The following is a 23,601-nucleotide window of genomic DNA, read 5'->3' on the forward strand; positions in this document are numbered from 1 at the left end:
ACGGGTGAATTGCTGCAGGCTGGGGTGGTGGTGAGGGGCTAGGTCGCCCCTCACTCCGCCGCCATCAGGGCCGGATCGTCATCGTCGTCTTCACCATCCGAGAGGCTGGTGAGGTCGACGTTGAGGCCCAGCGAGCGCATTTCCTTGACGAGCACGTTGAAGCTTTCCGGAATGCCCGCCTCGAAGGTGTCGTCGCCCTTGACGATCGCTTCGTAGACCTTGGAGCGGCCGACCACGTCGTCCGACTTCACGGTGAGCATTTCCTGCAGCGTGTAAGCCGCGCCGTAGGCCTGGAGTGCCCAGACCTCCATCTCGCCGAAGCGCTGGCCGCCGAACTGCGCCTTACCGCCCAGCGGCTGCTGGGTGACGAGGCTGTAGGGGCCGATGGAACGGGCGTGGATCTTGTCGTCCACCAGGTGGTGCAGTTTCAGCATGTAGATGATGCCGACAGTCACCGGACGGTCGAAGGCTTCGCCCGTACGGCCGTCATACAGCGTGGACTGGCCGGACGAGTTGTAACCCGCCTTCACCAGCATGTCCGTCACGTCGCTTTCACGCGCGCCGTCGAACACGGGCGTACCCATCGGCACACCGGTGCGAAGGTTGCCGGCGAGTTCCGCCAGTTCCTCGTTCGTGCGGCTGTCGATGTCGTCGTGATAGTTCTCGCCGTAGACATCCTTCAGCTTGTCCACCAGCGCAGCCGGGGGCTTGCCGGTCGAGATGTCCGGGTTGGAGGCACGCCAGTCGTCCAGCTGTTCCGCGATCTGCATGCCCAGGCCGCGCGCTGCGAATCCGAGGTGCGTCTCGAAGATCTGGCCGACGTTCATGCGCGACGGCACGCCCAGCGGGTTCAGCACGACGTCGACCGGGGTGCCGTCTTCCATGAAGGGCATGTCCTCGGCCGGCAGGATGCGCGAAATCACACCCTTGTTGCCGTGGCGGCCGGCCATCTTGTCGCCCGGCTGCAGCTTGCGCTTCACCGCGACGAAGACCTTGACCATCTTCAGCACGCCGGGGGCGAGTTCGTCCCCGCGCTCGAGCTTCTCCTTGCGGTCCTCGAACTTGTCCTTGATGGCCTTCATCGCCTCGTCATACTGGCCCTTCACCGCTTCCAGCTGGGCCTGCATGTTGTCGTCGGCGACGGCGAACTTGAACCATTCGTGCTTGTCCACGCCTTCCAGGACGGAAGCGTCGATCTTGGCGCCCTTCTTCACGCCCTTCGGCGCTGCCGAGGCGGTCTGGCCGTCCAGCATTTCTTCCAGGCGGTTGTAAGTCGCACGGTTCAGGATGGCGCGTTCGTCTTCGCTGTCCTTCTTGAGGCGTTCGATTTCCTCGTTCTGGATGGCACGCGTACGGTCGTCGATCTCGATGCCGTGACGGTTGAAGATGCGCACGTCGACCACGGTGCCGCTGGTGCCCGGCGGCAGGCGGAGCGAGGTGTCGCGCACGTCGCTGGCCTTTTCACCGAAGATGGCGCGCAGCAGCTTCTCTTCCGGCGTCATCGGGCTTTCGCCCTTCGGCGTGATCTTGCCCGCCAGGATATCGCCCGGGTGCACTTCGGCGCCGATGTAGACGATGCCCGCTTCGTCGAGGTTGCGCAGGGCTTCCTCGCCGACATTGGGAATGTCGCGCGTGATGTCTTCCGGACCCAGCTTCGTATCGCGGGCCATGACCTCGAATTCCTCGATGTGGATCGAGGTGAACACATCGTCCTTCACGATGCGCTCGGAGATCAGGATGGAGTCTTCATAGTTGTAACCGTTCCACGGCATGAAGGCGACGAGGCTGTTACGCCCCAGTGCCAGTTCGCCGAGGTCGGTGGAGGGGCCGTCCGCGATGATGTCGCCGGCGCTGACCATCTCGCCAACCTTCACCAGCGGGCGCTGGTTGATGCAGGTGGACTGGTTGGAGCGCTGGAACTTCTGCAGCGTGTAGATGTCGACGCCGGGATTGGCGGCATCGACTTCGCCGCTGGCGCGGATCACGATGCGGGTGGCATCGACCTGGTCGACCACGCCGGAACGCTTGGCGGAAATCGCCGCGCCGCTGTCGCTGGCGACGGTGCCTTCCATGCCGGTGCCGACGAAAGGCGCTTCGGCCTTCACCAGCGGCACGGCCTGGCGCTGCATGTTCGAACCCATCAGCGCGCGGTTGGCGTCATCGTTTTCCAGGAACGGAATGAGCGATGCGGCGACCGAGACGAGCTGCTTGGGCGAAACGTCCATCAGCGTGACCTGCTCGTTCATGCTCATCACGAACTCGCCGTTCTGGCGGGCCGAGACGAGCTCTTCCACGAACTTGCCATTCTTGTCGGTTTCGGCCGAAGCCTGCGCCACGGTGTGCTTCTGCTCTTCCATGGCGGACAGGTACGTGACCTCGCCCGAAACCTTACCGTCCTTCACGGAGCGGTAGGGGGTTTCGATGAAGCCGTACTTGTTGACCCGCGCAAAGGTGGAGAGCGAGTTGATCAGGCCGATGTTCGGGCCTTCCGGCGTTTCAATCGGGCAGATGCGGCCATAGTGCGTGGGGTGGACGTCGCGCACTTCGAAGCCGGCACGCTCACGCGTAAGACCACCCGGGCCGAGTGCGGACACGCGGCGCTTGTGGGTGACTTCGGACAGCGGGTTGGTCTGGTCCATGAACTGCGAAAGCTGGCTGGAGCCGAAGAATTCGCGCACGGCAGCCACGGCGGGCTTCGCATTGATCAGGTCGTTCGGCATGACGGTGGACACGTCCACGCTGCTCATGCGCTCCTTCACGGCGCGCTCCATGCGCAGCAGGCCGACGCGGTACTGGTTTTCCAGCAGCTCGCCCACCGAACGCACGCGGCGATTGCCGAGGTTGTCGATGTCGTCGACTTCGCCCTTGCCGTCCTTCAGGTCGACCAGTTCCTTCACCACGGCCAGGATGTCTTCCTTGCGCAGCGTGGTGACGGTGTCTTCGGCGTCCAGTTCCAGGCGCATGTTCAGCTTCACGCGGCCCACGGCGGACAGGTCGTAACGCTCGCCATCGAAGAACAGGCCTTCGAACAGCGCTTCTGCGGTTTCCTTGGTCGGCGGCTCACCGGGACGCATGACCTTGTAGATCGCTTCCAGGCCTTCGTCGCGGTTCTCGGCCTTGTCGACCTGCAGCGTGTTGCGGATCCAGGGGCCGGTGGTGACGTGATCGACATCCAGCAGTTCCAGCTGGTCGATACCGGCAGCGTCGATCTTGTCGAGGTTCTCGGGCGAAACTTCCTCGCCGGCCTCGATGTAGATGCGGCCCGTCGAATCCTCGACCAGGTCCTTGGCCGAATAGCGGCCGAAGATTTCCTCGGTCGGGATCAGCAGGGTCTTGAGGCCGTCCTTCTCCGCCTTGTTGGCGGCGCGGGGCGAAACCTTCTGGCCGGCGGGGAACACTTCCTCGCCCGTCTTGGCATCGACCAGCGCAAAGGCCGGCTTCTGGCCGCGCCACTGGTCGGCGACGAAGGGGATTTCCCAGCCTTCGCCGGCCTTCTTGGAAGCGCGCTTCCAGGTCACGGTCTCGTAGAAATGCTCGAGGATCTGCTCGTGATCGAGGCCCAGCGCATACAGCAGCGCGGTGACCGGCAGCTTGCGCTTGCGGTCGATACGCACGTTGACGATGTCCTTGGCGTCGAATTCGAAGTCCAGCCAGCTGCCGCGGTACGGGATGACGCGGGCGGCGAACAGGAACTTGCCGGACGAGTGGGTCTTGCCGCGGTCATGGTCGAACAGCACACCCGGCGAACGGTGCATCTGCGACACGATGACACGCTCGGTCCCGTTGATGATGAAGGTGCCGTTCTCCGTCATGAGCGGCATGTCGCCCATATAAACGTCCTGCTCCTTGATATCGAGCACGGAGCGGGTTTCGGTTTCCTGGTCCACCTCGAACACGATCAGGCGCAGCGTGACCTTCATCGGGGCAGCATAGGTGATGCCGCGCTGGCGGCATTCGACAGTGTCGTACTTCGGCGGCTCGAGCTCGTAATGCACGAAGTCGAGCTCGGCGGTGCCGGCAAAGTCGCGGATCGGGAACACGCTGCGCAGCGTCTTTTCGAGGCCGGAGACATAGTCGATCGAAGGATCGGAGCGCAGGAACTGCTCGTAGCTTTCGCGCTGCACCTCGATCAGGTTCGGCATCTGCACCACTTCGTGGATGTCGCCGAAGATCTTGCGGATGCGCTTGGACTTGCCGCCGGTCTTTTCCGGTGCCTTCGCCTTGCTTGCCATAATACGGGTTCGCCTTGCTCGTCTGGCCGGCAGCCCATGGTGGTGCCGGCGTGAAAAATTCGAATCGGCACGGGTGTGGCCATGAGACGCAAAAAGGGCCGCGATGCACGCACGCCATCAGGCCTGCGAGCCGCAGCTTCTCTTGGATCTCACGGGAAACCGGGCCTCCATCCTGGGCACGCCCCCGCGTCAGGCATGCCGTGCTCGAAGCTGTCCGGTCGGGGCGCGATATAGGTGGCGTGTTGGATTTGGTCAATGGCGGCAGGAGCGTTGGGGTGGTGGTTTGAGGAACACGCCGTGGCTGGGCCGAGGCGCAACCAGTCGGTCGCTCGGAGACGTGGGTGGCCCCGCGCCCTTTTGTTGGCGCCCTCAAGCGCCGGGCGCAGCGCGTCCGCGCTGCTTGGCTACGGCCTAGCGGCCGACGCGCGGTCGCGCTTGCGGTTCGCCCTTCGGCGAACCGGACTAGAGCCAGCCTCGAAAGCTTTGAGCGGAAGAACGGAACAAGCCTTCAGCGGAGGTCCAGTCCGGTCCGCGCCAGCGGACCGCAAGGGCGACCGCCCGCCCGCAGGTGCCCCGCAGCGAAGCGCAGGGAACAGCACCGAGGACGAACCCGCGGATGCGGGTTCATGAGACAAACAATGCTCCCCCCCCAACCTTCCTATATCGTTTTTCAATAATATCGTTTGACAATAAGAATCGACTCGGCCATATCGTTCTTCGATAAGTGACACCAAGGAGATCGATAAATGACCAAGTTCGCACAACACTCCGCCGCCGCCCTTGCCGCCATCGTGTTGGCCTTCGGCACCATCGTCCCGCTCACCAGCGTTCCGGCCGCGCAGCCCGTGATGGCTTCCGCCGCCGCGCCTGCCATCGCCTGAGCCGCGAGCAAGAGGAGACCTGATATGGCAAAGCTTACTTCCGACCCGCTGCTGGCCATCGCCAAGGCTATCGTCTGGTTCCTGCTGGGCATCGTGGCCTTTGCCGGCTTCTTCGTGGCGCTGGGCGCCGTGACGATGCTGTTATACGGCACCGGCCTGTTCCCCGACATCCAGCAGCCCGACCTACCGCGCAGCATGGGCTTTGCCGCCGCCGGGCTGCTCGCCGCAATCGCCGGGCTGCTTTACCTTGGCTGGCGTTTCTTCCGGCACATGCTGGGCATCGTGAACAGCGTGGCCGAAGGCGATCCCTTCGCGCCGGCCAATGCCGATCGGTTGACGGGCATGGCGTGGCTGATGTTGGCGATCAACGTGCTGGTCCTGCCCATCGCGGGTCTGGGCGTGTGGATGGCCAAGACGCTCGGTGAAGATCCCGGCACGGTGGATGCCAGCGTGGATTTGGGCGGCATCGTCCTGATCCTCACCCTCTTCATCCTCGCCCGCGTGTTCCGTCACGGGACCGCCCTGCGCGAAGACCTTGAAGGGACCGTATGATGGGCATCGACAATGAAGGAGCAAGCATCGTGGTGAAACTCGACGACCTGCTGCACGTGCGGCGCATGACGCTGACCGAGCTGGCGGAGCGGGTGGGCCTGACCCTGGCCAACCTCTCCATCCTGAAGACCGGCAAGGCCAAGGCCATCCGCTTCTCCACCCTGGAGGCAATCTGCCGCGAACTGGAATGTCAGCCGGGAGACCTGCTGGGATATGAGGCAGCCCGATGATCCTGCAGGAGACGATAAACACCCTGGTCCAGCTCGCGATTGCCATGGGCGTCGCGGGCGGGGCCTGGGCTCTGATCGGGAAGAGGATTGCGCCCTTTCGTGACTGGACCGGCCTGACTGCCCCCACACCCGGCTGGTGGAAGGGAACGCTCATCCTGTTTGCCGGCATAACCGTGATTTCCAGCCTCGCGGTCCACTTCGGCCCCTTCGGCGCAATCGCAACTTCGGAAGGCACGGTCGGGGGGCGTCTTGCCGAAGCTGGCATGTCGGCGACGACCATTGTGCTGATCCTGATCATGGCGGTCATCAAGACCGGCTTGACCGAGGAGATCATCTTCCGCGGCCTGATTGCCAAGCGGCTGATCAACCGGCTTGGCTTCAAGCTCGGCAATTTGCTGCAGGCCGCGATCTTCGGCGCTGTCCACCTGCTGTTATTCGCAGCGCCCGGCGGTCCCGAAGCAACAGCCGCGAGCGTCGCGATAGTCTTCGGCCTTCCCGGACTGGCCGGCTGGATCATGGGATATGCCAATGAGAAATTCGGCGGCGGATCCATCGTGCCTGGCTGGGCCATCCATGCGGGCGGCAATCTGATCAGTTACCTGACCTTCGCCGCTGGATAGCGATGCAATCGGCGCGGGCGGAACCTTCTGCCCGCGCCGCCATTGGGGAGCCACCGGGCGCATCCGCCCGCACAAAGGGGAACCCCATGAAAATTCTGATACTTGCCGCCGCACCGCTCGCCTTCGCCCTGACCGCATGCGACGGGCCGGCCGAAGAAGCCGGGGAGCAGCAGGACGACATCAATGCCGCCACCTCCGATGTGCTGGAAGCGCAGGCCGACGTAGCCGAAGAGCGCGCAGACCTGGCGACCGAGCGCGCAGAAGCCGCGACCGATTCCGTCGAAGAAGCGCAGCTGGAGCAGAAGGCCGAAAATTTGGAACAGAAGGCCGATAATCTGGAAGAGAAGGCCGAACAGGTCGTCCAGTAAAGCGCATACCTATACGATTTTGGGCGGGCGGCACGGGCGAGGCCCATGTCGCCCGCTTGACTTTCGGGCCGGGCAGCGTATTTGCCCGCCCGACCACTTCGGTGGTCATCCGTCCGAGACAGTTGGTGAAGGCAATCTGGCCTTCTTAATTTCCAGCCTAGACGGGGAAAAGAGTTTCCGCGTGCCGCCCGGCGGCATGCAGCAGGCGTGACCCGTCACGCACCTCCTTCCCCAGAAACGGACCTTTGCCATGTCGCATGAGCGGCGTGGTTACGTGAGCCGGTCGCTCGCCTGCAAAGGTGTGCGGCCATAGTGAAGGAGTACGGCATGGATCGTTCGCAAAAAACCGAAGCGGTCGCCCAGCTCAACGAAGTCTTCAACGAGGCTGGCGTGGTGGTTGTCACCCGCAACCTCGGCCTGACGGTGGCGCAGTCCACCGATCTGCGCTCGAAGATGCGTGAAGCCGGTGCGTCCTACAAGGTTGCGAAGAACCGCCTTGCCAAGCTCGCCCTGAAGGACACCCAGTACGAAGATCTGTCCGATCTTCTGACCGGCCCGACCGCCCTCGGTTATTCCGAGGATCCGGTCGCTGCCGCGAAGGCTGCGGTGGAATTCGCCAAGACGAACGACAAGCTCGAAATCGTCGGCGGCGCAATGGGTGGGCAGTTGCTCGACGAAGCAGGTGTGAAGTCTCTGGCTTCCATGCCCAGCCTCGACGAGCTGCGCGGCACGCTCGTCGGTCTCATCAACGCCCCGGCAACGAAGATTGCCCGGGTCGTCAACGAGCCGGCCAGCAAGCTTGCCCGCGTCTTCGGTGCCTATGGCGCCAAGGAAGCGGCGTAAGCGGTTCAATCGCATCAGAACATTTTCCGGGGCGCGGAATGGTCCGCAGTTCAGCCCCAGCCAGATTAAACGGAGTATGTAGTTATGGCCGATGTTGCCAAGCTTGTTGAAGAACTTTCGAAGCTGACCGTCATGGAAGCCGCCGAGCTCGCCAAGGCGCTGGAAGAAGAGTGGGGCGTTTCCGCCGCCGCAGCAGTCGCAGTCGCCGGCCCGGCCGGTGGTGGTGAAGCCGCTGCAGCCGAAGAGAAGGACGAATTCGACGTCATCCTGACCGGCGACGGTGGCAAGAAGATCCAGGTCATCAAGGAAGTCCGTGCCATCACGGGTCTCGGCCTGACCGAAGCCAAGGGCCTCGTCGAAGGCGCGCCCAAGCCGCTCAAGGAAGGCGTGAACAAGGCGGAAGCCGAAGAAATCAAGGGCAAGATCGAAGCAGCCGGCGGTACCGTCGAACTGAAGTAAGCCCAAAGCCCGCAAGGGCGCTTACACTTCGATCTCTCACCCGAGAGATCACCAGGAAGGGCGGCGTTCGCAAGGACGCCGCCCTTTCCTTTTGCCCCAAGCTGGTCCGGCGCTTGGCGCGCACGAAAAAGGGCGGCCCGTTGCGGAGCCGCCCTTCCCTTGTCCAACTGCCAAACCGATCAGGGCCGGGCGTTCTCGAATTCGGCCGAATTTGCGCGCATCAGGGTTTCGCATTGCGCGACTGGTGTTCGCATATCGGCCTTCAGGCCCGCGATGTTGCCCGCGTAATTGTTGGCAATCGCCACCGTTTTCTGCTCGATTTCGTAGACGACCCCGCCCGGATTTGCCGTCCGGCGCTGCGCCATGACCATCCAGTGTTCTGCCCCTTTTTCCAGATAATGCGCATCCGGATTGCCTTCTGATTGCGCAACACCCGTCAACAGCACGTAAATAACCGCGCAGTCGCGCGCGTCTTCGTAGCTGAGCGCGCCCTGCGCCTGTGCGGAAAGCGGTGCGAAGGTAAGGCCGGCAAGCGCAAGGCTTGCCGCAAGCTTCCTGAAAATCATGATGTTCCCCCAGTCAGTACAGGCCCGATCCCAGGCCTGCTGACTCCACCGATAAATGTCATGCGCTGCGGGGGCAAGGGCGCGCGGCATGCAATGTCCTTAGAAGACAAGGGCATCGCCGCTTATCGAACCGTAGATTTAAGCCGCCCGCGCTATCGCCGCCGCGGCAAATGCAGCAGGCTACCAGCGCCTAAGCCAGCTTAAGGCACGCGCAGGTTCAGGCGCACGCCCATCATGTCGATGCCCGGGTTCTGGCCGCTGTTGAAGATGCGCGCATGGCTGACGTGCATCCAGCTCGCCTCCACGGACAGGCGCGGGTTGACGCGGTAGCCGAGCGCAATCTCCGGCTCGAAAAGCACGCGGCTGCCAAGATCCGTGCGCTTGCTGCCATCGGGCGCGAGGCGGAAGCCGGGCCCGTCATGCACCACCAGCCCGACACCCGGCCGCACGAAGACAGGCCCCTTCCCCAGCGTCCAGGCCAGCCCGCCGCCGGCAAAGGAGGTGTCACCCGACGTGTTGAGCGATCCGACGACATAGGGCTGCGGGCTACCCAGCGGCTCCAGCAGCTCCGGGCTTTCGAAGCGGTATCCGATGACGATGTCCGTCCCGCCCTCGAAGGTGTCGAAGGTGAAGGGCGTCTCCACCCCATGCGCATAGACCCCTCCGAAGACTTCCTGCGCCGCAGCGCCGGGCGATGCGGCAAACAGGGCCAGCAGCGCGGCCGGCACGCATGCTGCCTTCAAGGGAAATGGACGTGACATGCGCCCCGCATAGGGGTGCATGGTGAGCGGGCGATTAATACCTCTGCGCCCTCGCCATGCCAAGGATCGCAGCGACAACGGCCGCAGGGTCGTCCTTCATGATCTGGTGCCCCGTACCCGCTACGGTGCTGGCCGTGCGGCGCGGCCCGCCGCCGATGAAGCGGGCGATGGCCGCGTCTTCCTCTGCCTGCCCGGCAGGGTCCTGCAGATAGCGTTCTTCGGCGCGCAGCACGATTGCCGGCAGCGTTGCAGGATAGGCCACAGCAGAAAGGTCGCGCGAGGTTTGCGGGAAAGCCTGCAGGATCGGGATGACGGTTTTCGCCAGCTCCGGCGCCTTCTCCCGGACCATGGCGAATTGCGGGCTGTAGCGCGCCAGTTCTGCCGCCGCGATTGCTTCGGTCAGTGATCCCGGCACCAGCGCGTCCACGAAGACGATGCCTGCCACCCGGTCGTCACTGGCCGCAAAGATCTGTGCCACCGCACCGCCATAGCTATGCGCCACGAGGATGACCGGTCCGTCCACGCCGTGCTGGCGCAGCAGGGCCGCCAGGTCGAGCGCCTCGCCCGCGATGCTGTATTCGCCAGTCCAGCGTTCGCTGCGGCCATGGCCTGCACGGTCATAGGCCAGGGTGGGCAGGCCCGATGACTGCAGCTGGCGGCGAACCTCCTGCCAGTCACCCGAGCTGGCGTTACCGTTGCCGTGGATGAATACGATGGTGGGCGATCCCGCAGAGCCTGCAGGCCTGTCTATTTCTGACCAGAGGGCCGCGCGCGCCATCGCCGGGTCGGCATTACCCGATATCGGCAATTTAGCGCAGGCAGCGAGCCCTGCGAAAAGCATCGATGCAAGGAGCAGCCGCAGGGCCGCGCCCGCAAGGTTGGATATGGTCGTCATGCTCATTTGCGTAGCGCCCCGGCCCCGCCCGGACAGCGGCTATCGATCAGCGGCCGCTCACGGTCTTCCAGCGCCGTCAAGCCGAAGGGTCAGTCGGCCTCGTCGCGCCGTTCCTCGCGCGTGCGCTGGGTGATGGTGCGGTCCATCCCGGCGTAGATGGAGCCTTCCTCGCGCTGCATGTCGAGCCGCTCCGCATCGTTGTCGCGGTAAGCGCGTTCGGCCTTGTCGACGTCTTCGAGATTATCGCCCAGTTCCTCCAGCGCGGCGCGGCCCATCTGGACGGCGCTCTCCATCAACTCGCGGATGGCATAGGTATGGGGCACCTCGTGCAGCTCGATCAGCGAGCGGCGATCGTAGACGCGCAGGAAGATGGCGGCATCGGGGAAGGCCTCTTCCAGCGATTCAAGGAATTCCTCGTCCGGCGATTTGCCGATGGTGAAGCAGATGATGTCCGCTTCCTCAGCGCCGGCCTGGCGCAGCAGGTCGATCCGCTTGCCATCGCCAAAATAGACCTTCGCGCCGAATTCCTCGGCCAGGTCGATCTGCTCGGCCTTGTTGTCGATCAGCGTCACGTCGATCCCGCCCAGGATCAGCATCTGCGACACCGTCTGGCCGAAGCGGCCATAGCCGATGACCAGCGCGCTCGCCCCGTCGCGCTGCGGCTTCTCGCGCTCTTCCTCGCTCTTGGGCTCGGTGCGGATGCGGCGGGTCGCCATCATCAGGAACGGCGTGGCGGCCATGGAAATGGTCACGATGGCGCTGAACAGGCTGGTCGTCTCGACATCCAGCAGCCCGCTGCCCTGCGCCTGCGTGTACAGCACGAAGGCGAACTCACCGCCCTGGCTCAGCAGCAGGCCGAGGGCGAGCGCAGCGCGCCATGTCATCTTCAGCAGCATGCCCAGGCCGAAGATGATCGCTGTCTTCGTGGCGATCAGGGCCACCGCCATGCCGATGACGAAGCCGGGCCGCTCCGCCACGGCGCCAAGGTCCAGCATCATGCCCACCGCCAGGAAGAACATCCCCAGCAGGATGGAGCGGAAAGGCTCGATATCGGCTTCCAGCTCGTGCCGGTAGGGCGTGTCGGCCAGCATCACGCCGGCGATGAAGGCGCCCAGCGCGGTGGACAGGCCAAAGGCTTCCATCACGGCCGCGCTGGCCAGCACGGTGAACAGGCCCGCCACCACGAACATCTCGCGCTCGCCAAGCCCGCCGATCAGGCGGAACAGCGGGCGCAGGATGAAGCGCCCGGCCAGGATCAGCCCGGCAATGGCCAGCAGGGTGAAGGCGACCAGCTGCCAGACCGGCTGCGAATCCTCGGACCCGCGCGCGCCAAGGGCGGCGACGATGGTGATCAGCGGGATGATCGACAGGTCCTGGAACAGCAGGATGGAAAAGGCACGTTCCCCGAACGGCGTCTTCAGCTTGCCGCCCGATTGCAGCATGGGCAGCACCTGCGCGGTGGAGCTGAGGCCCAGCGGCAGGCCGATGGCAAAGCACGCCGCCAGCGGATAAGTGCCCGCCAGCCAGACGAGGCCCGTCACTGCCAGCCCGCACAGCACGACCTGCGACAGGCCGAGCCCGAAAATGGCGCTCTTGAGCCGCCACAGCCGCGCAGGCGCCAGCTCCAGCCCCACGATGAACAGCAGCATCACGATGCCCAGTTCCGCAATCCCGGCCATCTGCTCGGCATTGCCGACAAGGCCCAGGACGTATGGTCCGACCATGGCGCCCGCCACCAGGTATCCCAGCGTCGCACCCAGGCCGAAACGGCGGAACAGCAGCACGAAGCCGAGCGCGAAGCCCAGCATCAGCACGCCGTCGCGAAAGATCAGAGCCGTACTTTCGTGGTCCACCTGTTTTCCCCGTTATGAGCGTGCGCCGCGGCCATGACGCTATGCAGCGCAGCCTGCGGCCCTTATGCCGCGGCGACCATGGGCACGCGGACGAGCGAACTCAAGCCGGAACTGAGGGCGGAATTCGGGGCAACGCTGCGCCTCGCCTTCCCGCTCGCGCTCGCAAACCTGCTCCAGATGCTGACATATGCGGTGGACGTGATGTTCATCGCGCGGCTGGGCGAAGCGGAGCTGGCGGCCTCCAGCATCGCGGTCTCGCTGTTCGCGGTGGTGATGTGGAGCCTCTCCAGCCTGACGGGCGCCGTGGCCCCGGTGATCGCGGCTGCGCTGGGCGAGCGCGCGCCTGCGCTGCGCCCCGTGCGCCGCGCCACGCGCATGGCGCTGTGGCTCAGCGTGGGGCTGGGGCTCGGCGGGGTGGCGCTGTGCCTGATGCTGGGGCCGCTGATGCGGCTGACCGGGCAGGATGCGGGTATCACGGCGCTGGCGACCGAGTACAATGTGCTGCTGGTCATCTCCATGATCCCGATGATCCTGGCAGGCACGCTGCGCAGTTTCGTGTCGGCGCTGGGCCGCCCGATCCTGGCAACAGCGATCACCGGCGGAGGCGTGGGCGTGAACGCGCTGGCCAATTATGCCTTCGTCTTCGGCAACCTTGGCGCGCCCGCGCTGGGGCTGGCAGGCGCAGCCATTGCCACCATCCTGACATCGCTGGCGATCCTGGCGGCCTATTGCGCGGTGATCCGGCTGGACCGGCGGCTGCATGCCTACCGCATCTTCGGGCGCTGGTGGGTGCCGGACTGGCAGCGCCTGCGCGACATCGTGCGCATCGGCACGCCCATCGGCCTGACCGTGCTGGCAGAGGCCAGCGTGTTCGGCGCGGCGGTGTTCCTGATGGGCCGGATCGGCGTGACGCAGGTGGCGGCGCATACGCTGGCCATCCAGATCGCGGCGCTGGCTTTCCAGGTGCCCTTCGGCATCGGTCAGGCGACGACCATCCGGGTCGGATACTTCTACGGCGCGCGTGACAAGGCCGGGATGGGCCGCGCCGGGTGGGTCGGCATCGCGCTTGGCACGGGCTTCATGCTGACGACCGCCGCGGCCATGGTGTTCGCGCCGCAATATCTGCTGGCGATCTATATCGACCCCTGGGACCCGGCCAATGCTGCGCTGGTCGGCTTCGCGCTGCGATACCTTGCGGTTGCCGCAGCCTTCCAGCTGTTCGACGGGATGCAGGCCGTGGCAGCCGGCGCCCTGCGCGGATTGCAGGACACGCGCGTGCCGATGTGGATCGCGCTGTTCAGCTACTGGATCGCCGGCATGGGCACGGCGCTGTGGCTGGGCTTCGGCACATCGCTTTCGGGAACGGGCGTGTGGCTGGGCCTTGCCGCGGGGCTTGGCTGCGCGGCGCTGCTGCTGACCTGGCGCTGGCGCAGGCGCGGCGTGCTTGGCCTCGATCGTCGCGCCGCCTGACACGCGGCACGGCCTGCCCTGCGGCGCGGAAAGATTCTTCGCGCGCAGGCGTTGACTCGGTGAAGCGCCGTCCCCAAATGCGCGCCGCTGGCACTCTCATGAGGGGAGTGCCAAGACACATCAATTCTTTGAGAATGGAAGAGGTCATATCATGGCATTTCGTCCGTTGCACGACCGCGTTCTGGTCCGCCGTATTGAAGCGGAAGAGAAGACCGCAGGCGGCATCATCATCCCCGACAGCGCCAAGGAAAAGCCCAGCGAAGGCGAAGTCGTCGCTGTGGGCAATGGCTCCAAGGCCGAAGACGGCAAGGTCACCCCGCTGGACGTTAAGGAAGGCGATCGCATCCTTTTCGGCAAGTGGTCCGGCACCGAAGTGAAGGTGGACGGCGAAGACCTGCTGATCATGAAGGAAAGCGACATCATGGGCGTGATGGGCTGAGCCCCACCCTTTTCCCGCTTTCAACAAACAACGAATTCCAGGAGAACATCCAATGTCTGCCAAGGACGTGAAATTCGGTCGCGACGCACGCGAACGCATCATGAAGGGCGTCGACACGCTCGCCAACGCCGTCAAGGTCACGCTGGGCCCCAAGGGCCGCAACGTCGTGATCGACAAGAGCTTCGGCGCACCGCGCATCACCAAGGACGGCGTTTCCGTCGCCAAGGAAATCGAGCTCAAGGACAAGTACGAGAACATGGGCGCGCAGATGCTGCGCGAAGTGGCCTCGCGCACGAACGACATCGCCGGTGACGGCACCACCACCGCCACGGTGCTGGGCCAGTCGATCGTCAAGGAAGGCATGAAGTCGGTTGCCGCCGGCATGAACCCGATGGACCTGAAGCGCGGCATCGACCTCGCTGTCACCAAGGTCGTTGAAGACCTTCAGGGCCGTTCCAAGGACGTCTCCGGCTCCGAGGAAATCGCCCAGGTCGGCATCATTTCCGCCAATGGCGACCGTGAAGTCGGCGAGAAGATCGCCGAAGCCATGGACAAGGTCGGCAAGGAAGGCGTGATCACCGTGGAAGAGGCCAAGGGTCTCGACTTCGAACTGGACGTCGTGGAAGGCATGCAGTTCGACCGCGGTTACCTGTCGCCTTACTTCGTGACCAATCCGGAGAAGATGACGGTCGAACTCGATAACCCGTACATCCTGATCCACGAGAAGAAGCTGACGAACCTGCAGGCCATGCTGCCCGTGCTGGAAGCAGCCGTGCAGAGCGGCCGTCCGCTGCTGATCATCGCGGAAGACATCGAAGGCGAAGCGCTGGCCACCCTGGTGGTCAACAAGCTGCGCGGCGGCCTGAAGGTTGCAGCCGTCAAGGCTCCGGGCTTCGGCGATCGCCGCAAGGCTATGCTGCAGGACATCTCCATCCTGACCAAGGGCGAGATGATTTCCGAAGACCTCGGCATCAAGCTTGAGAACGTCACGCTGGGCATGCTGGGCGAAGCCAAGCGCGTCACCATCGACAAGGACAACACGACCATCGTGGACGGTGCCGGCGACGAAGGCGACATCAAGGCCCGCGTCGAGCAGATCCGTGCGCAGATCGAGACGACCTCGTCCGATTACGACAAGGAAAAGCTGCAGGAACGCCTGGCCAAGCTGGCTGGCGGCGTTGCCGTCATCAAGGTCGGCGGTGCATCCGAAGTGGAAGTGAAGGAACGCAAGGACCGCGTCGATGATGCGCTCCACGCAACCCGCGCTGCCGTTGAAGAAGGCATCGTCCCGGGCGGCGGTACGGCCCTGCTGTACGCCACGCGTTCGCTCGACGGCCTGGAAGGCGCCAATGACGACCAGACGCGCGGCGTCGACATCGTTCGCCGCGCCCTGCAGGCACCGATCCGCCAGATCGCCGAGAACGCCGGCCATGACGGCGCGGTTGTCGCCGGCAAGCTGATCGACGGCAATGACGACACGATGGGCTTCAACGCTGCAACCGACACCTACGAGAACCTCGTGGCGGCCGGCGTAATCGACCCGACCAAGGTCGTGCGCGCTGCCCTGCAGGACGCAGCCTCGGTTGCAGGCCTGCTGATCACCACCGAAGCGGCCATTTCGGAAATCCCGGAAGACAAGCCTGCCGGTGGCGGCATGCCCGACATGGGCGGCATGGGCGGCATGGGCGGCGGCATGGGCTTCTAAGCCACTCGCTCCCAAGCAGTGAGCTCCTGCGCAGGCAGGAACCTTGTGCCATCAAGCACGAGACCCCTGCCTCTGCAGGGGATCACCGCAGGAAAAGATGGGCCCGGCGGAGCGATCCGCCGGGCCCTTTTTCTTGGACCCGCAGGCCGGGATGCGCGTTGGAAAGGGAGAACATCCAACAGGAGAATCCGATCATGAAATGCCCCCACAACGCGCACATCGCCCTCGTCGACGGGGAGCGGTTCGTTGTGATGCGCAACACCGGCCAGATCTTCGAACCGAAGCTGGAAAAGGTGGCAGAGCCGAAACTGGAAGCGACCAATTTCAGCGCCGGCGTGAAGCACCAGGACCCGGTGAGCCAGCGCAAGGGCGAAACGGACCTGAACGAGCTGGCTCACGCAACGGCAGCGGCCGAGTGGTTGAACCAGCAGGCGATCGCAGGCGAATTCTCGGACCTGGTCGTGATTGCCGATCCCAAGACGCTGGGTGAGATGCGCCGCCATTACCACAAGGAGCTGGAAAGCCGCCTTGCCGGTGAACTGGCCAAGACCCTTACGAACGAGCCGACCGAACAGATCGAAAAGGCCATCGTTGCCGCCTGATCCGCGGCCCGCGGCCTGAAACAGCCGCAAAATCGCACATTGGATTCATTCTGCCGCCGCGACACATCGTTTCGTCGCGGCGGTAATTGTGCACGCCTCGTCTCTCGTTAAGCCTTTGCAAACCATCAATTCGATAGCTTGCAAAACATGATGACAGGTATCCTGCGACGTTTCGCTGCCGGGGCAGCCCTTTTCCTCTCCGCATCGCTGGGCGCAATTGCGCCTGCCAGCGCCAACGAATCGAACCCGGATTTCGAGCGCAGCTTCGACCGCGCCTTCGGGACGGAAATGCGCGCCCCGCGCGATTACTCGCCGCAGTACGATACGCCTGTCGAACGCAATATCGCCGCTTTGGCCGATGGCTCGAACGGGCGCATCGGCGTCTATGCGCTGGACCTGTCCACCGGCATGGAAGTGTCCGTTCTGGGCGACCAGCGCTTCCCCATGGCCTCCACCAGCAAGATCGCGATTGCCGCGACGTATCTGGCAGGCGTGGACCAGGGCCGCTGGACGCTGCAGACCGAATGGCCGCTGCTCTGGCCGCTGCGCTCCAAGGCGTTCTCCAGCGCCCGCGCGCCGGTGAAGGCGGGCAAGTATATGTCGGCGTACGAGCTGATCGACCTGATGATCACGCGCTCGTCCAATCCCGCAACCGATGCGCTACTGGCAGCCGTGGGCGGACCGCAGGCGGTGAATGACTGGGCGCGCAGCGTGGGCATGACGGAATTTACCCTGACCCGCGACATCGCCACGCTGGTGCGCGACGATGGCGAGTTCGACCCGGCGATGCATGTGGACGTGCGCGACAGCGCCAGCCCGCGCACCATGGGTTACCTGCTGGCCGGGATCTACAACGGCCACTGGCTCAGCGCCTCCAGCCGCAATGTCATCCTGTCGGCCATGGAACGCTGCATCACGGGCAAGCGCCGCATCCCGGCGCAGATGCCGGATTACGTGACCGTGGGCCACAAGACCGGCTCGCTCAACAACACGTCCAGCGATATTGGCTTCCTGACCATGCCTGACGGGCGCACCATCGTGGTGGCGATCTATGTCACCGGGCAGGGCAGCAAGCGCCAGCGCGAGGCGCGCATCGCCACCATCGCGCGCGGCGTGCTGGATAATATGGCCTATGCCCAGCGCGACAATCGCGGCTGGACCAGCGCCCCGCACCGCTCCGCACCCTGATCCTTCAAATCTATTCCTGACGGGCCAAGGCCGGGCATTCGCCGCAGGTCTGGCCATCCTGCGCGTGTCAGCCGCGCATAGAAAAAGGGCGCGGCCCGCGAAGGCCACGCCCCAATTCTTTAAGCGATAAAGCGCAGCTTATTCAGCAGCAGCTTCGGCTTCGCTTTCGCCTTCCACGGCAGCTTCGGTTTCAACCGCAGCTTCTTCCATGGCGGCGCCAGCTTCGGCACCAGCTTCTTCGACGGAATCGCCAGCGGCTTCCATGTTGGCTTCAGCGTCGGCCATTGCGGAATCGGTAGCTTCTTCAGCAGCCGTTTCGGTGTTTTCCGAGCAAGCGGCGAGCGACAGAGCAGCGGTGGCTGCGGCGGCGATGATGATCTTGCGCATAGGTTTAATCCCCTAGAAATGCGTTAGTCTGGCAGTTCCCAGATGGGAGCCCGCCGAATTCTCCCCCTCGGGGGTCGAACTCGATGCCTAAATAAAGGCGGCAATGTGGCAGTGCAAGGCAAATGTGGCGAAATCGCCCTAATTGGCGGAATTCTGCCGCAAATGCCTGTGGGAAACCCGCTGACCGGGGCCAGCGCGGCTGCTACCACCTGCCGCCATGAGCGAAAATACATCCGCTGAGTCGGCCACCGATTCCCCGAAGAACCACCTCTACCTGGTCGACGGGTCGGCCTATATCTTCCGCGCCTATCACCGCCTGCCCCCGCTGACGAACCCCGAAGGCACGCCCGTGGGCGCCGTTTATGGCTACACCACCATGCTGTGGAAGCTGGCCGAGGACCTGGACAAGGCTGACGGCCCGACTCACCTCGCGGTCATCCTCGACAAATCGAGCCATTCCTTCCGCAACGACATCTACCCCGAATACAAGGCGCACCGGCCCGACCCGCCCGAAGACCTGGTGCCGCAATTCCCGCTGATCCGCGATGCCACGCGCGCCTTCAGCCTGCCGCTGGTGGAGGAGCCGGACGTGGAGGCGGACGACATGATCGCCAGCTATGCCCGCGCCGCACAGGCGGAAGGCTGGGACGTCACCATCGTCTCCTCCGACAAGGATCTGATGCAGCTGGTGGGCGAGCTGGAAGGTCCCGGCGGCAAGGGCCGCATCGACATGCTCGACACCATGAAGGATGCGCGCATCTTCATCCCCGAGGTCGAGGAGAAGTTCGGCGTGCGCCCGGAGCAGCTGGGCGATGTGCTGGCGCTGATGGGCGATAGCGTGGACAATATCCCCGGCATTTACGGCGTTGGCCCCAAGACCGCGTCCAAGCTGATTTCCGAGAACGGCAGCCTGGCCGCCGCGCTGGACGCTGCGCCGGACATGAAGAAATCCAAGCTGAAGGAACGCCTGCTGGAAGGGCGCGAGAGCGCTGAGCTGTCCCGCGTGCTGGTGACCCTGCGCGAGGATTGCCCGCTGCCCATCGCACTCGATGACATGAGGCTGGACGGCATCCCGCCCGGCCCGCTTGCGGAGTTCCTGGAGGCGCACGGCTTTCACTCGCTTTCCAAGCGGCTGGAGGCCGGCAGCGGCAGCCCGGGCCGCAAGACCAATCTCGACAATGTGGCGCGCGACACGAAGGGCGCGGATGCAGCGCCCGAAGGCAACCGCCAGCCGCTGCCCGAATGGCCCGCCATCGACCGCAGCGCCTATGCTTGCGTCCAGGACGAGGCAGCGCTGGAAGAATGGATCGCGCGCGCCATGGCGACGCGGATCGTGGCCGTCGATACGGAGACGAGCGAGCTGGATGCGATCCGCGCGGACCTGGTGGGTGTCAGCCTGGCACTTGGCGCGGGCGATGCCTGTTACATACCGCTCGGCCATCTGAACGAAGGCGGCGGCGGCAGCGACATGTTTGCCGAGAAGCCAAAGCAGGTGCCGCTGGAAAAGGCCATCGCCCTGCTGAAACCGCTGCTGGAAAGCGATGCGGTGATCAAGGTGTTCCATAACGGCAAGTACGATCTGAACGTGCTGGCCCGCCACGGCATCGCCGTCGGCCCGATCGACGACACCATGATCATGAGCTTCGACATGGATGCCGGCCGCCAGCTGGAAGGCATTGGCGGCGGGCACGGCATGGACGAACTCTCCGAGCGGCATCTTGGCCACACGCCCATGGCGTTCAAGGAGGTGTGCGGCACGGGTAAGAAGGCCATACCCTTTGGCGAAGTCCCGCTGGACAAGGCGACCGAATATGCCGCCGAAGATGCCGAGGTCACCTGGCGGCTCTACCACCATCTCAAGCCCCGCCTGCCGCTGGAAGGCGCGGTGCGGGTCTATGAGCGGGTCGACCGGCCGCTGATCCCCGTCGTCGCGCAGATGGAGCGGCACGGCATCAAGGTGGACCGCGCGCAGCTGTCCCGCCTGAGCGAGGAATTCGCAACCGAGATGGCGCGGGTGGAAAAGGAAATCTTCGCCGAAGCGGGCCAGGAATTCACCATCGGCAGCCCCAAGCAGCTGGGCGAAATCCTGTTCGACAAGCTGGGTTACAAAGGCGGGCGCAAGGGCAAGAGCGGGCAGTATTCCACCGACCAGGCCGTGCTGGAGAAGCTGGATGGCGAAGGCGCGGCCATTGCCAGCAAGGTGCTGGAATATCGCCAGCTGGCCAAGCTGAAGAACACTTATACCGATGCGCTGCAGGCCGCGATCAATCCCGACACCGGCCGCGTGCATACCAGTTACAGCCTGACCGGCGCGCAGACCGGGCGCCTGTCCAGCACCGATCCCAACCTGCAGAACATCCCCATCCGCACGGCCATCGGCCGCCAGATCCGCGAGGCTTTCGTGCCCGAGGACGGCAATGTGCTGCTGGCCGCCGACTATTCGCAGATCGAATTGCGCCTGGCCGCGCACATGGCCGATGTGGACGCATTGAAAGAGGCCTTCGCGGCGGGCGAGGACATCCACTCTCGCACGGCGCGCGAGATGTATGGCGAAGTGGACCGCGACACGCGCGCGGCGGCCAAGACGATCAACTTCGCCATCCTCTACGGCATCTCGCGCTGGGGCCTGGCCGGGCGGCTGGATGTGGAACCGGACGAGGCTCAGGCCATGATCGACCGCTATTTCGAACGCTTCCCCGGCATCCAGAAATACATCGTCCACACGCTGGAGCGGGTGCGCGAGAAGGGATATTCAGAGACGCTGTTCGGCCGGAAGACATGGTTTCCGCGCATCACCAGCAAGAACCCGAACGAGCGGGCAGGCAGCGAACGGGCCGCCATCAACGCGCCCATCCAGGGGACCAGCGCCGATATCATCAAGCGGGCCATGGCGCGCATGATGCCCGCGCTGGAGGATGCAGGCCTTGGCCCAAGAGACGGAAAAGGTGTGCGCATGCTGCTGCAGGTGCACGATGAACTCGTCTTCGAATTGCCGGAAGGCGATGTCGCTGCCGCCAGCCCGGTGATCGAGCGGGTGATGGCCGAAGCCGCCCTGCCCGCCGTGCAGCTCGACGTGCCGCTGGGGATCGAGATCGGCCACGGCGCCAGCTGGGATGCCGCGCACTGATGGCTTATCGCCCGCCACCGCACCGCTGGGCTCTGCCCATCCTCCTGGGCCTGACGGCCATGGCCCTGCTCGCCATGGTCGCGCTGGTGTGGAACACGATCGAGGCGGAGCGGGACGAGCGCACGCAGGTGCTGGCCACCACGAAGGTGCTGGGCGAAGTGCAGGCCGTGCGGCGCGGGCTGGTGGAGGCTGAGAGCGGGCAGCGCGGATACCTTCTCTCGCTCGATTCCGATTATCTCGACAGTTACCGCGAGGGTCGCGCGGACGTGATGCCCGCCATCGCCAGGCTGCGCGATGCGCTGGGCCGCGACATGACACCGGAACAGGGCGTGCTGGTGACTGAGCTGGCCGCTGGCGTGTCCGACATCTTCGGGGAGATGGACCGGCAGGTGCAGGATGTCTCAACCGGCACGCTGGACGTGTCCCGCTCGCTGGTCTTCGCCGACGGTGAAGAGGCGCTGATGGGCACACTGCGCGAGAAGCTGGATGCGCTGGAGCGGAACGAGGAAGGCCTGCTGATTGCCGCCGCGCAGCGCACCGATGCGGTGGAGGCGCGGGTCCTGCCCCTGCTCGCCGCACTGGTGCTGCTGGTGCTGCTGTCGGTCTATTTCACCTTCCGCCTGGTGCGCCGCACGGCCGAGGCGGAAGCGGAGGCAAGCCACGCCGCCGAGCTGGAAGTCGCGCGCGACCGAGCGGACCTGCTGGCAAAGGAACTGAACCACCGAGTGAAAAACCTGTTCGCCGTGGTGCTGGCCATCGTCCAGATGTCCGGCAAGGGTAAGCCCGAGGCGAAGGAGACCGTCGGCGCGATTACCGAACGTATCCGCGCGCTCCTGACCGCGCATGACGTGACGCAGGGGGCAGGCGGCCACGCCGTCGCATCCGTGCGCGACCTCGTCGAAACTACGCTTGCGCCCTACCGGTCCGACATTCGCACCACGCAGGTGACCGGGCACGATGTGATGCTGCCGGCAGAAAAGGTCACGCCGCTGGGCCTGGTCCTGCACGAGCTGGTCACGAACGCGGTGAAATATGGCTGCTGGCAGCAGGACGGTCTGCTTGACGTGCACTGGGACAATTACGACGGTACGCTGCGCCTGCACTGGGACGAATATTGCGAGCAGGCGGGCGAGGAACCTGCCAGCCGCGGTTTTGGCAGCCAGCTGATCGAAGGCTCCGCGCGCCAGATGGGCGGCGAGATCACGCGCAAGTTCACGCCGCAGGGGCTGCGCGTCCTGATTGCCATCCCGCTGGAAGGGGGCTGAACGGGCATGCTCGCAGCCGCATCGGGCTTGCATGTCCATGCAGCCCCCCATAATCGCGTGACCCATGCTTGAGCGCCTCAATCCCGACCGCTGGTCCATCGACTGGTCCGAAGTGGGCATCACGGCGCTGGCCCTGCTGCTCGCCGTTGTCGCCGCGCTGGTGCTGTATCGCATCATCTTTGCGGTTGCGGAGCGGCTGACCCGATTGTCCGAGGTGGAAACGGACGATCTGATCCTCGACCGGGTGCGCTCACCCGTGAAATGGTCCTTCATCGCCATCGGCATAACGCTGGTTGCGCAGGCCGACGCAAACCTCGCGGCCATCTGGGAGCCTGTGGCCCGCTTCGTGCGCCCCGCACTGCTCGGCTGGATCGCCTACACGCTCGTGCGCGCGCTGACAGCGGCGCTGGAGCTGCGGATGGAGGCGAGCCAGGATCCCGTGGCCATGCGGAGCCGCCGCACGCGCCTGCTGATCTTCTCGCGCACGGCCACCTTCGTCATCATCTTCATCACAGTGGGGCTGATGCTGCTGGGCATCCCCGCCGTGCGCGATATCGGCACCACGCTGCTCGCCTCCGCCGGTCTCGCAGCCCTCGCCGTGGGCGCCGCGGCGCAGCCGGCGCTCAAGTCCCTGATCGCCGGGCTACAGATGGCCATCACCGAACCGCTGCGGCTGGGGGACCTCGTGGTGGTGGACGGCCACACCGGCCGTGTGGAGGAAATCCGCATGAGCTATGTCATCGTGCGCACCTGGGACGAGCGGGCCGTGGTCGTGCCCACCAGCCAGTTCCTGGACACCAGCTTCGAGAACTGGAGCCGCAAGAGCGAAAAGCTGACCGGCCCGGTCTACCTGCACCTGGACCCGGCAACCGATGTCGGCCCGATCCGCGAGGAGTTCCTGCGTTTCGTGGCCAAGCAGAAGCAATGGGACGGACGCACCGCCGGCGTGCTGATGACCGAAGCGCATCCCGAAACCATCGAGCTGCGCCTTGCCGTCAGCGCGGCGACGATTTCCGACCTGTTCGAGCTGCGCTGCGTGATCCGCGAGCACATGCTGGACTGGCTGCGCGCCGAAATGCCGGACGCCCTGATCCGCCACCGCCTGGAAGTGGAAGCGGCCAACGCCCGGGCTTACGACACGAAGGAATAGGCCGGCGC

At 64.8% G+C, this 23,601-nt stretch carries 21 protein-coding genes; 15 read left to right on the top strand and 6 right to left on the bottom strand.

What is annotated here, in order from left to right; all coding sequences use genetic code 11:
• Window positions 1-50: 50 nt before the first annotated feature.
• A complete protein-coding gene (gene rpoB, locus A6F65_RS00915) occupies window positions 51-4,232 on the bottom strand; it encodes a DNA-directed RNA polymerase subunit beta (RefSeq protein WP_067784785.1) in 4,182 nt (1,393 codons plus the stop codon).
• 746 nt (window positions 4,233-4,978) lie between these two features.
• Between rpoB and A6F65_RS13200 the strand changes: the two genes are divergently transcribed.
• The 7 genes from A6F65_RS13200 to rplL all read left to right on the top strand — a co-directional run bounded on the left by A6F65_RS13200 (window position 4,979) and on the right by rplL (window position 8,185).
• Window positions 4,979-5,113, top strand: coding sequence for a hypothetical protein (locus A6F65_RS13200; RefSeq protein ID WP_257784260.1), 135 nt, complete (start codon window positions 4,979-4,981; stop codon window positions 5,111-5,113).
• A 24-nt stretch (window positions 5,114-5,137) separates the two neighbouring features.
• Window positions 5,138-5,665 carry a DUF2975 domain-containing protein gene (locus tag A6F65_RS00920; protein WP_067784788.1) on the top strand — a complete coding sequence of 176 codons (528 nt, stop codon included), beginning with the start codon at window positions 5,138-5,140 and terminating at the stop codon, window positions 5,663-5,665.
• A complete protein-coding gene (locus A6F65_RS00925) occupies window positions 5,665-5,895 on the top strand; it encodes a helix-turn-helix domain-containing protein (protein WP_067789634.1) in 231 nt (76 codons plus the stop codon). The genes A6F65_RS00920 and A6F65_RS00925 overlap by 1 nt, the downstream gene beginning before the upstream one ends.
• Window positions 5,892-6,515 (top strand): CPBP family intramembrane glutamic endopeptidase, encoded by a 624-nt coding sequence (locus A6F65_RS00930; protein WP_067784791.1) that lies wholly within the window; start codon window positions 5,892-5,894, stop codon window positions 6,513-6,515. Before A6F65_RS00925 ends, A6F65_RS00930 begins: the two co-directional genes overlap by 4 nt.
• Window positions 6,516-6,601: 86 nt before the next feature.
• Window positions 6,602-6,883 (top strand): hypothetical protein, encoded by a 282-nt coding sequence (locus A6F65_RS00935; protein ID WP_157093004.1) that lies wholly within the window; start codon window positions 6,602-6,604, stop codon window positions 6,881-6,883.
• Between the two features lie 327 nt (window positions 6,884-7,210).
• Entirely contained in the window at window positions 7,211-7,726 is a 516-nt protein-coding gene (rplJ, locus tag A6F65_RS00940; protein WP_067784798.1) for a 50S ribosomal protein L10, read from the top strand.
• Between the two features lie 84 nt (window positions 7,727-7,810).
• Window positions 7,811-8,185, top strand: coding sequence for a 50S ribosomal protein L7/L12 (gene rplL, locus A6F65_RS00945; RefSeq protein ID WP_067784801.1), 375 nt, complete (start codon window positions 7,811-7,813; stop codon window positions 8,183-8,185).
• Between the two features lie 179 nt (window positions 8,186-8,364).
• Here the strand turns inward: rplL and A6F65_RS00950 are convergent, their stop codons facing one another.
• From A6F65_RS00950 to A6F65_RS00965, 4 genes are all read right to left on the bottom strand, one after another.
• Window positions 8,365-8,841 carry a hypothetical protein gene (locus A6F65_RS00950; protein WP_157093005.1) on the bottom strand — a complete coding sequence of 159 codons (477 nt, stop codon included), beginning with the start codon at window positions 8,839-8,841 and terminating at the stop codon, window positions 8,365-8,367.
• Between the two features lie 110 nt (window positions 8,842-8,951).
• The gene (locus A6F65_RS00955) at window positions 8,952-9,479 is read right to left on the bottom strand and encodes an acyloxyacyl hydrolase (protein WP_169816985.1); all 528 of its coding nucleotides are present in this window, start codon (window positions 9,477-9,479) and stop codon (window positions 8,952-8,954) included.
• 67 nt (window positions 9,480-9,546) lie between these two features.
• A complete protein-coding gene (locus A6F65_RS00960; RefSeq protein WP_169816986.1) occupies window positions 9,547-10,407 on the bottom strand; it encodes an alpha/beta fold hydrolase in 861 nt (286 codons plus the stop codon).
• An 89-nt stretch (window positions 10,408-10,496) separates the two neighbouring features.
• The gene (locus tag A6F65_RS00965; protein WP_418303109.1) at window positions 10,497-12,260 is read right to left on the bottom strand and encodes a cation:proton antiporter domain-containing protein; all 1,764 of its coding nucleotides are present in this window, start codon (window positions 12,258-12,260) and stop codon (window positions 10,497-10,499) included.
• A 78-nt stretch (window positions 12,261-12,338) separates the two neighbouring features.
• On the opposite strand from A6F65_RS00965, the gene A6F65_RS00970 reads away from it, so the two are divergent.
• The 5 genes from A6F65_RS00970 to A6F65_RS00990 all read left to right on the top strand — a co-directional run bounded on the left by A6F65_RS00970 (window position 12,339) and on the right by A6F65_RS00990 (window position 17,664).
• Complete coding sequence (locus A6F65_RS00970) at window positions 12,339-13,730, top strand: MATE family efflux transporter (RefSeq protein ID WP_067789645.1); 1,392 nt, start codon at window positions 12,339-12,341, stop codon at window positions 13,728-13,730.
• A gap of 151 nt (window positions 13,731-13,881) precedes the next feature.
• Window positions 13,882-14,169 carry a co-chaperone GroES gene (gene groES / locus A6F65_RS00975; RefSeq protein WP_067784811.1) on the top strand — a complete coding sequence of 96 codons (288 nt, stop codon included), beginning with the start codon at window positions 13,882-13,884 and terminating at the stop codon, window positions 14,167-14,169.
• A gap of 52 nt (window positions 14,170-14,221) precedes the next feature.
• A complete protein-coding gene (groL, locus tag A6F65_RS00980; protein ID WP_067784814.1) occupies window positions 14,222-15,874 on the top strand; it encodes a chaperonin GroEL in 1,653 nt (550 codons plus the stop codon).
• A gap of 194 nt (window positions 15,875-16,068) precedes the next feature.
• Window positions 16,069-16,476 (top strand): baeRF12 domain-containing protein, encoded by a 408-nt coding sequence (locus tag A6F65_RS00985; RefSeq protein WP_067789648.1) that lies wholly within the window; start codon window positions 16,069-16,071, stop codon window positions 16,474-16,476.
• Between the two features lie 147 nt (window positions 16,477-16,623).
• On the top strand, window positions 16,624-17,664 hold the full coding sequence (locus A6F65_RS00990; protein ID WP_335645330.1) for a serine hydrolase: 1,041 nt from the start codon (window positions 16,624-16,626) through the stop codon (window positions 17,662-17,664).
• Window positions 17,665-17,802: 138 nt separating this feature from the next.
• On the opposite strand, the gene A6F65_RS00995 is transcribed toward A6F65_RS00990, so the two are convergent.
• On the bottom strand, window positions 17,803-18,051 hold the full coding sequence (locus tag A6F65_RS00995; RefSeq protein WP_067784817.1) for a hypothetical protein: 249 nt from the start codon (window positions 18,049-18,051) through the stop codon (window positions 17,803-17,805).
• 217 nt (window positions 18,052-18,268) lie between these two features.
• Between A6F65_RS00995 and polA the strand changes: the two genes are divergently transcribed.
• The 3 genes from polA to A6F65_RS01010 all read left to right on the top strand — a co-directional run bounded on the left by polA (window position 18,269) and on the right by A6F65_RS01010 (window position 23,593).
• Entirely contained in the window at window positions 18,269-21,178 is a 2,910-nt protein-coding gene (gene polA / locus A6F65_RS01000) for a DNA polymerase I (RefSeq protein WP_067784819.1), read from the top strand.
• Entirely contained in the window at window positions 21,178-22,443 is a 1,266-nt protein-coding gene (locus A6F65_RS01005) for a sensor histidine kinase (protein WP_067784821.1), read from the top strand. Before polA ends, A6F65_RS01005 begins: the two co-directional genes overlap by 1 nt.
• Before the next feature lie 64 nt (window positions 22,444-22,507).
• Entirely contained in the window at window positions 22,508-23,593 is a 1,086-nt protein-coding gene (locus tag A6F65_RS01010) for a mechanosensitive ion channel family protein (protein WP_067784823.1), read from the top strand.
• Window positions 23,594-23,601 lie beyond the last annotated feature (8 nt).

Origin of the sequence: Paraurantiacibacter namhicola, assembly GCF_001687545.1 — a bacterium.
In the GTDB taxonomy this organism is placed as follows: domain Bacteria; phylum Pseudomonadota; class Alphaproteobacteria; order Sphingomonadales; family Sphingomonadaceae; genus Paraurantiacibacter; species Paraurantiacibacter namhicola.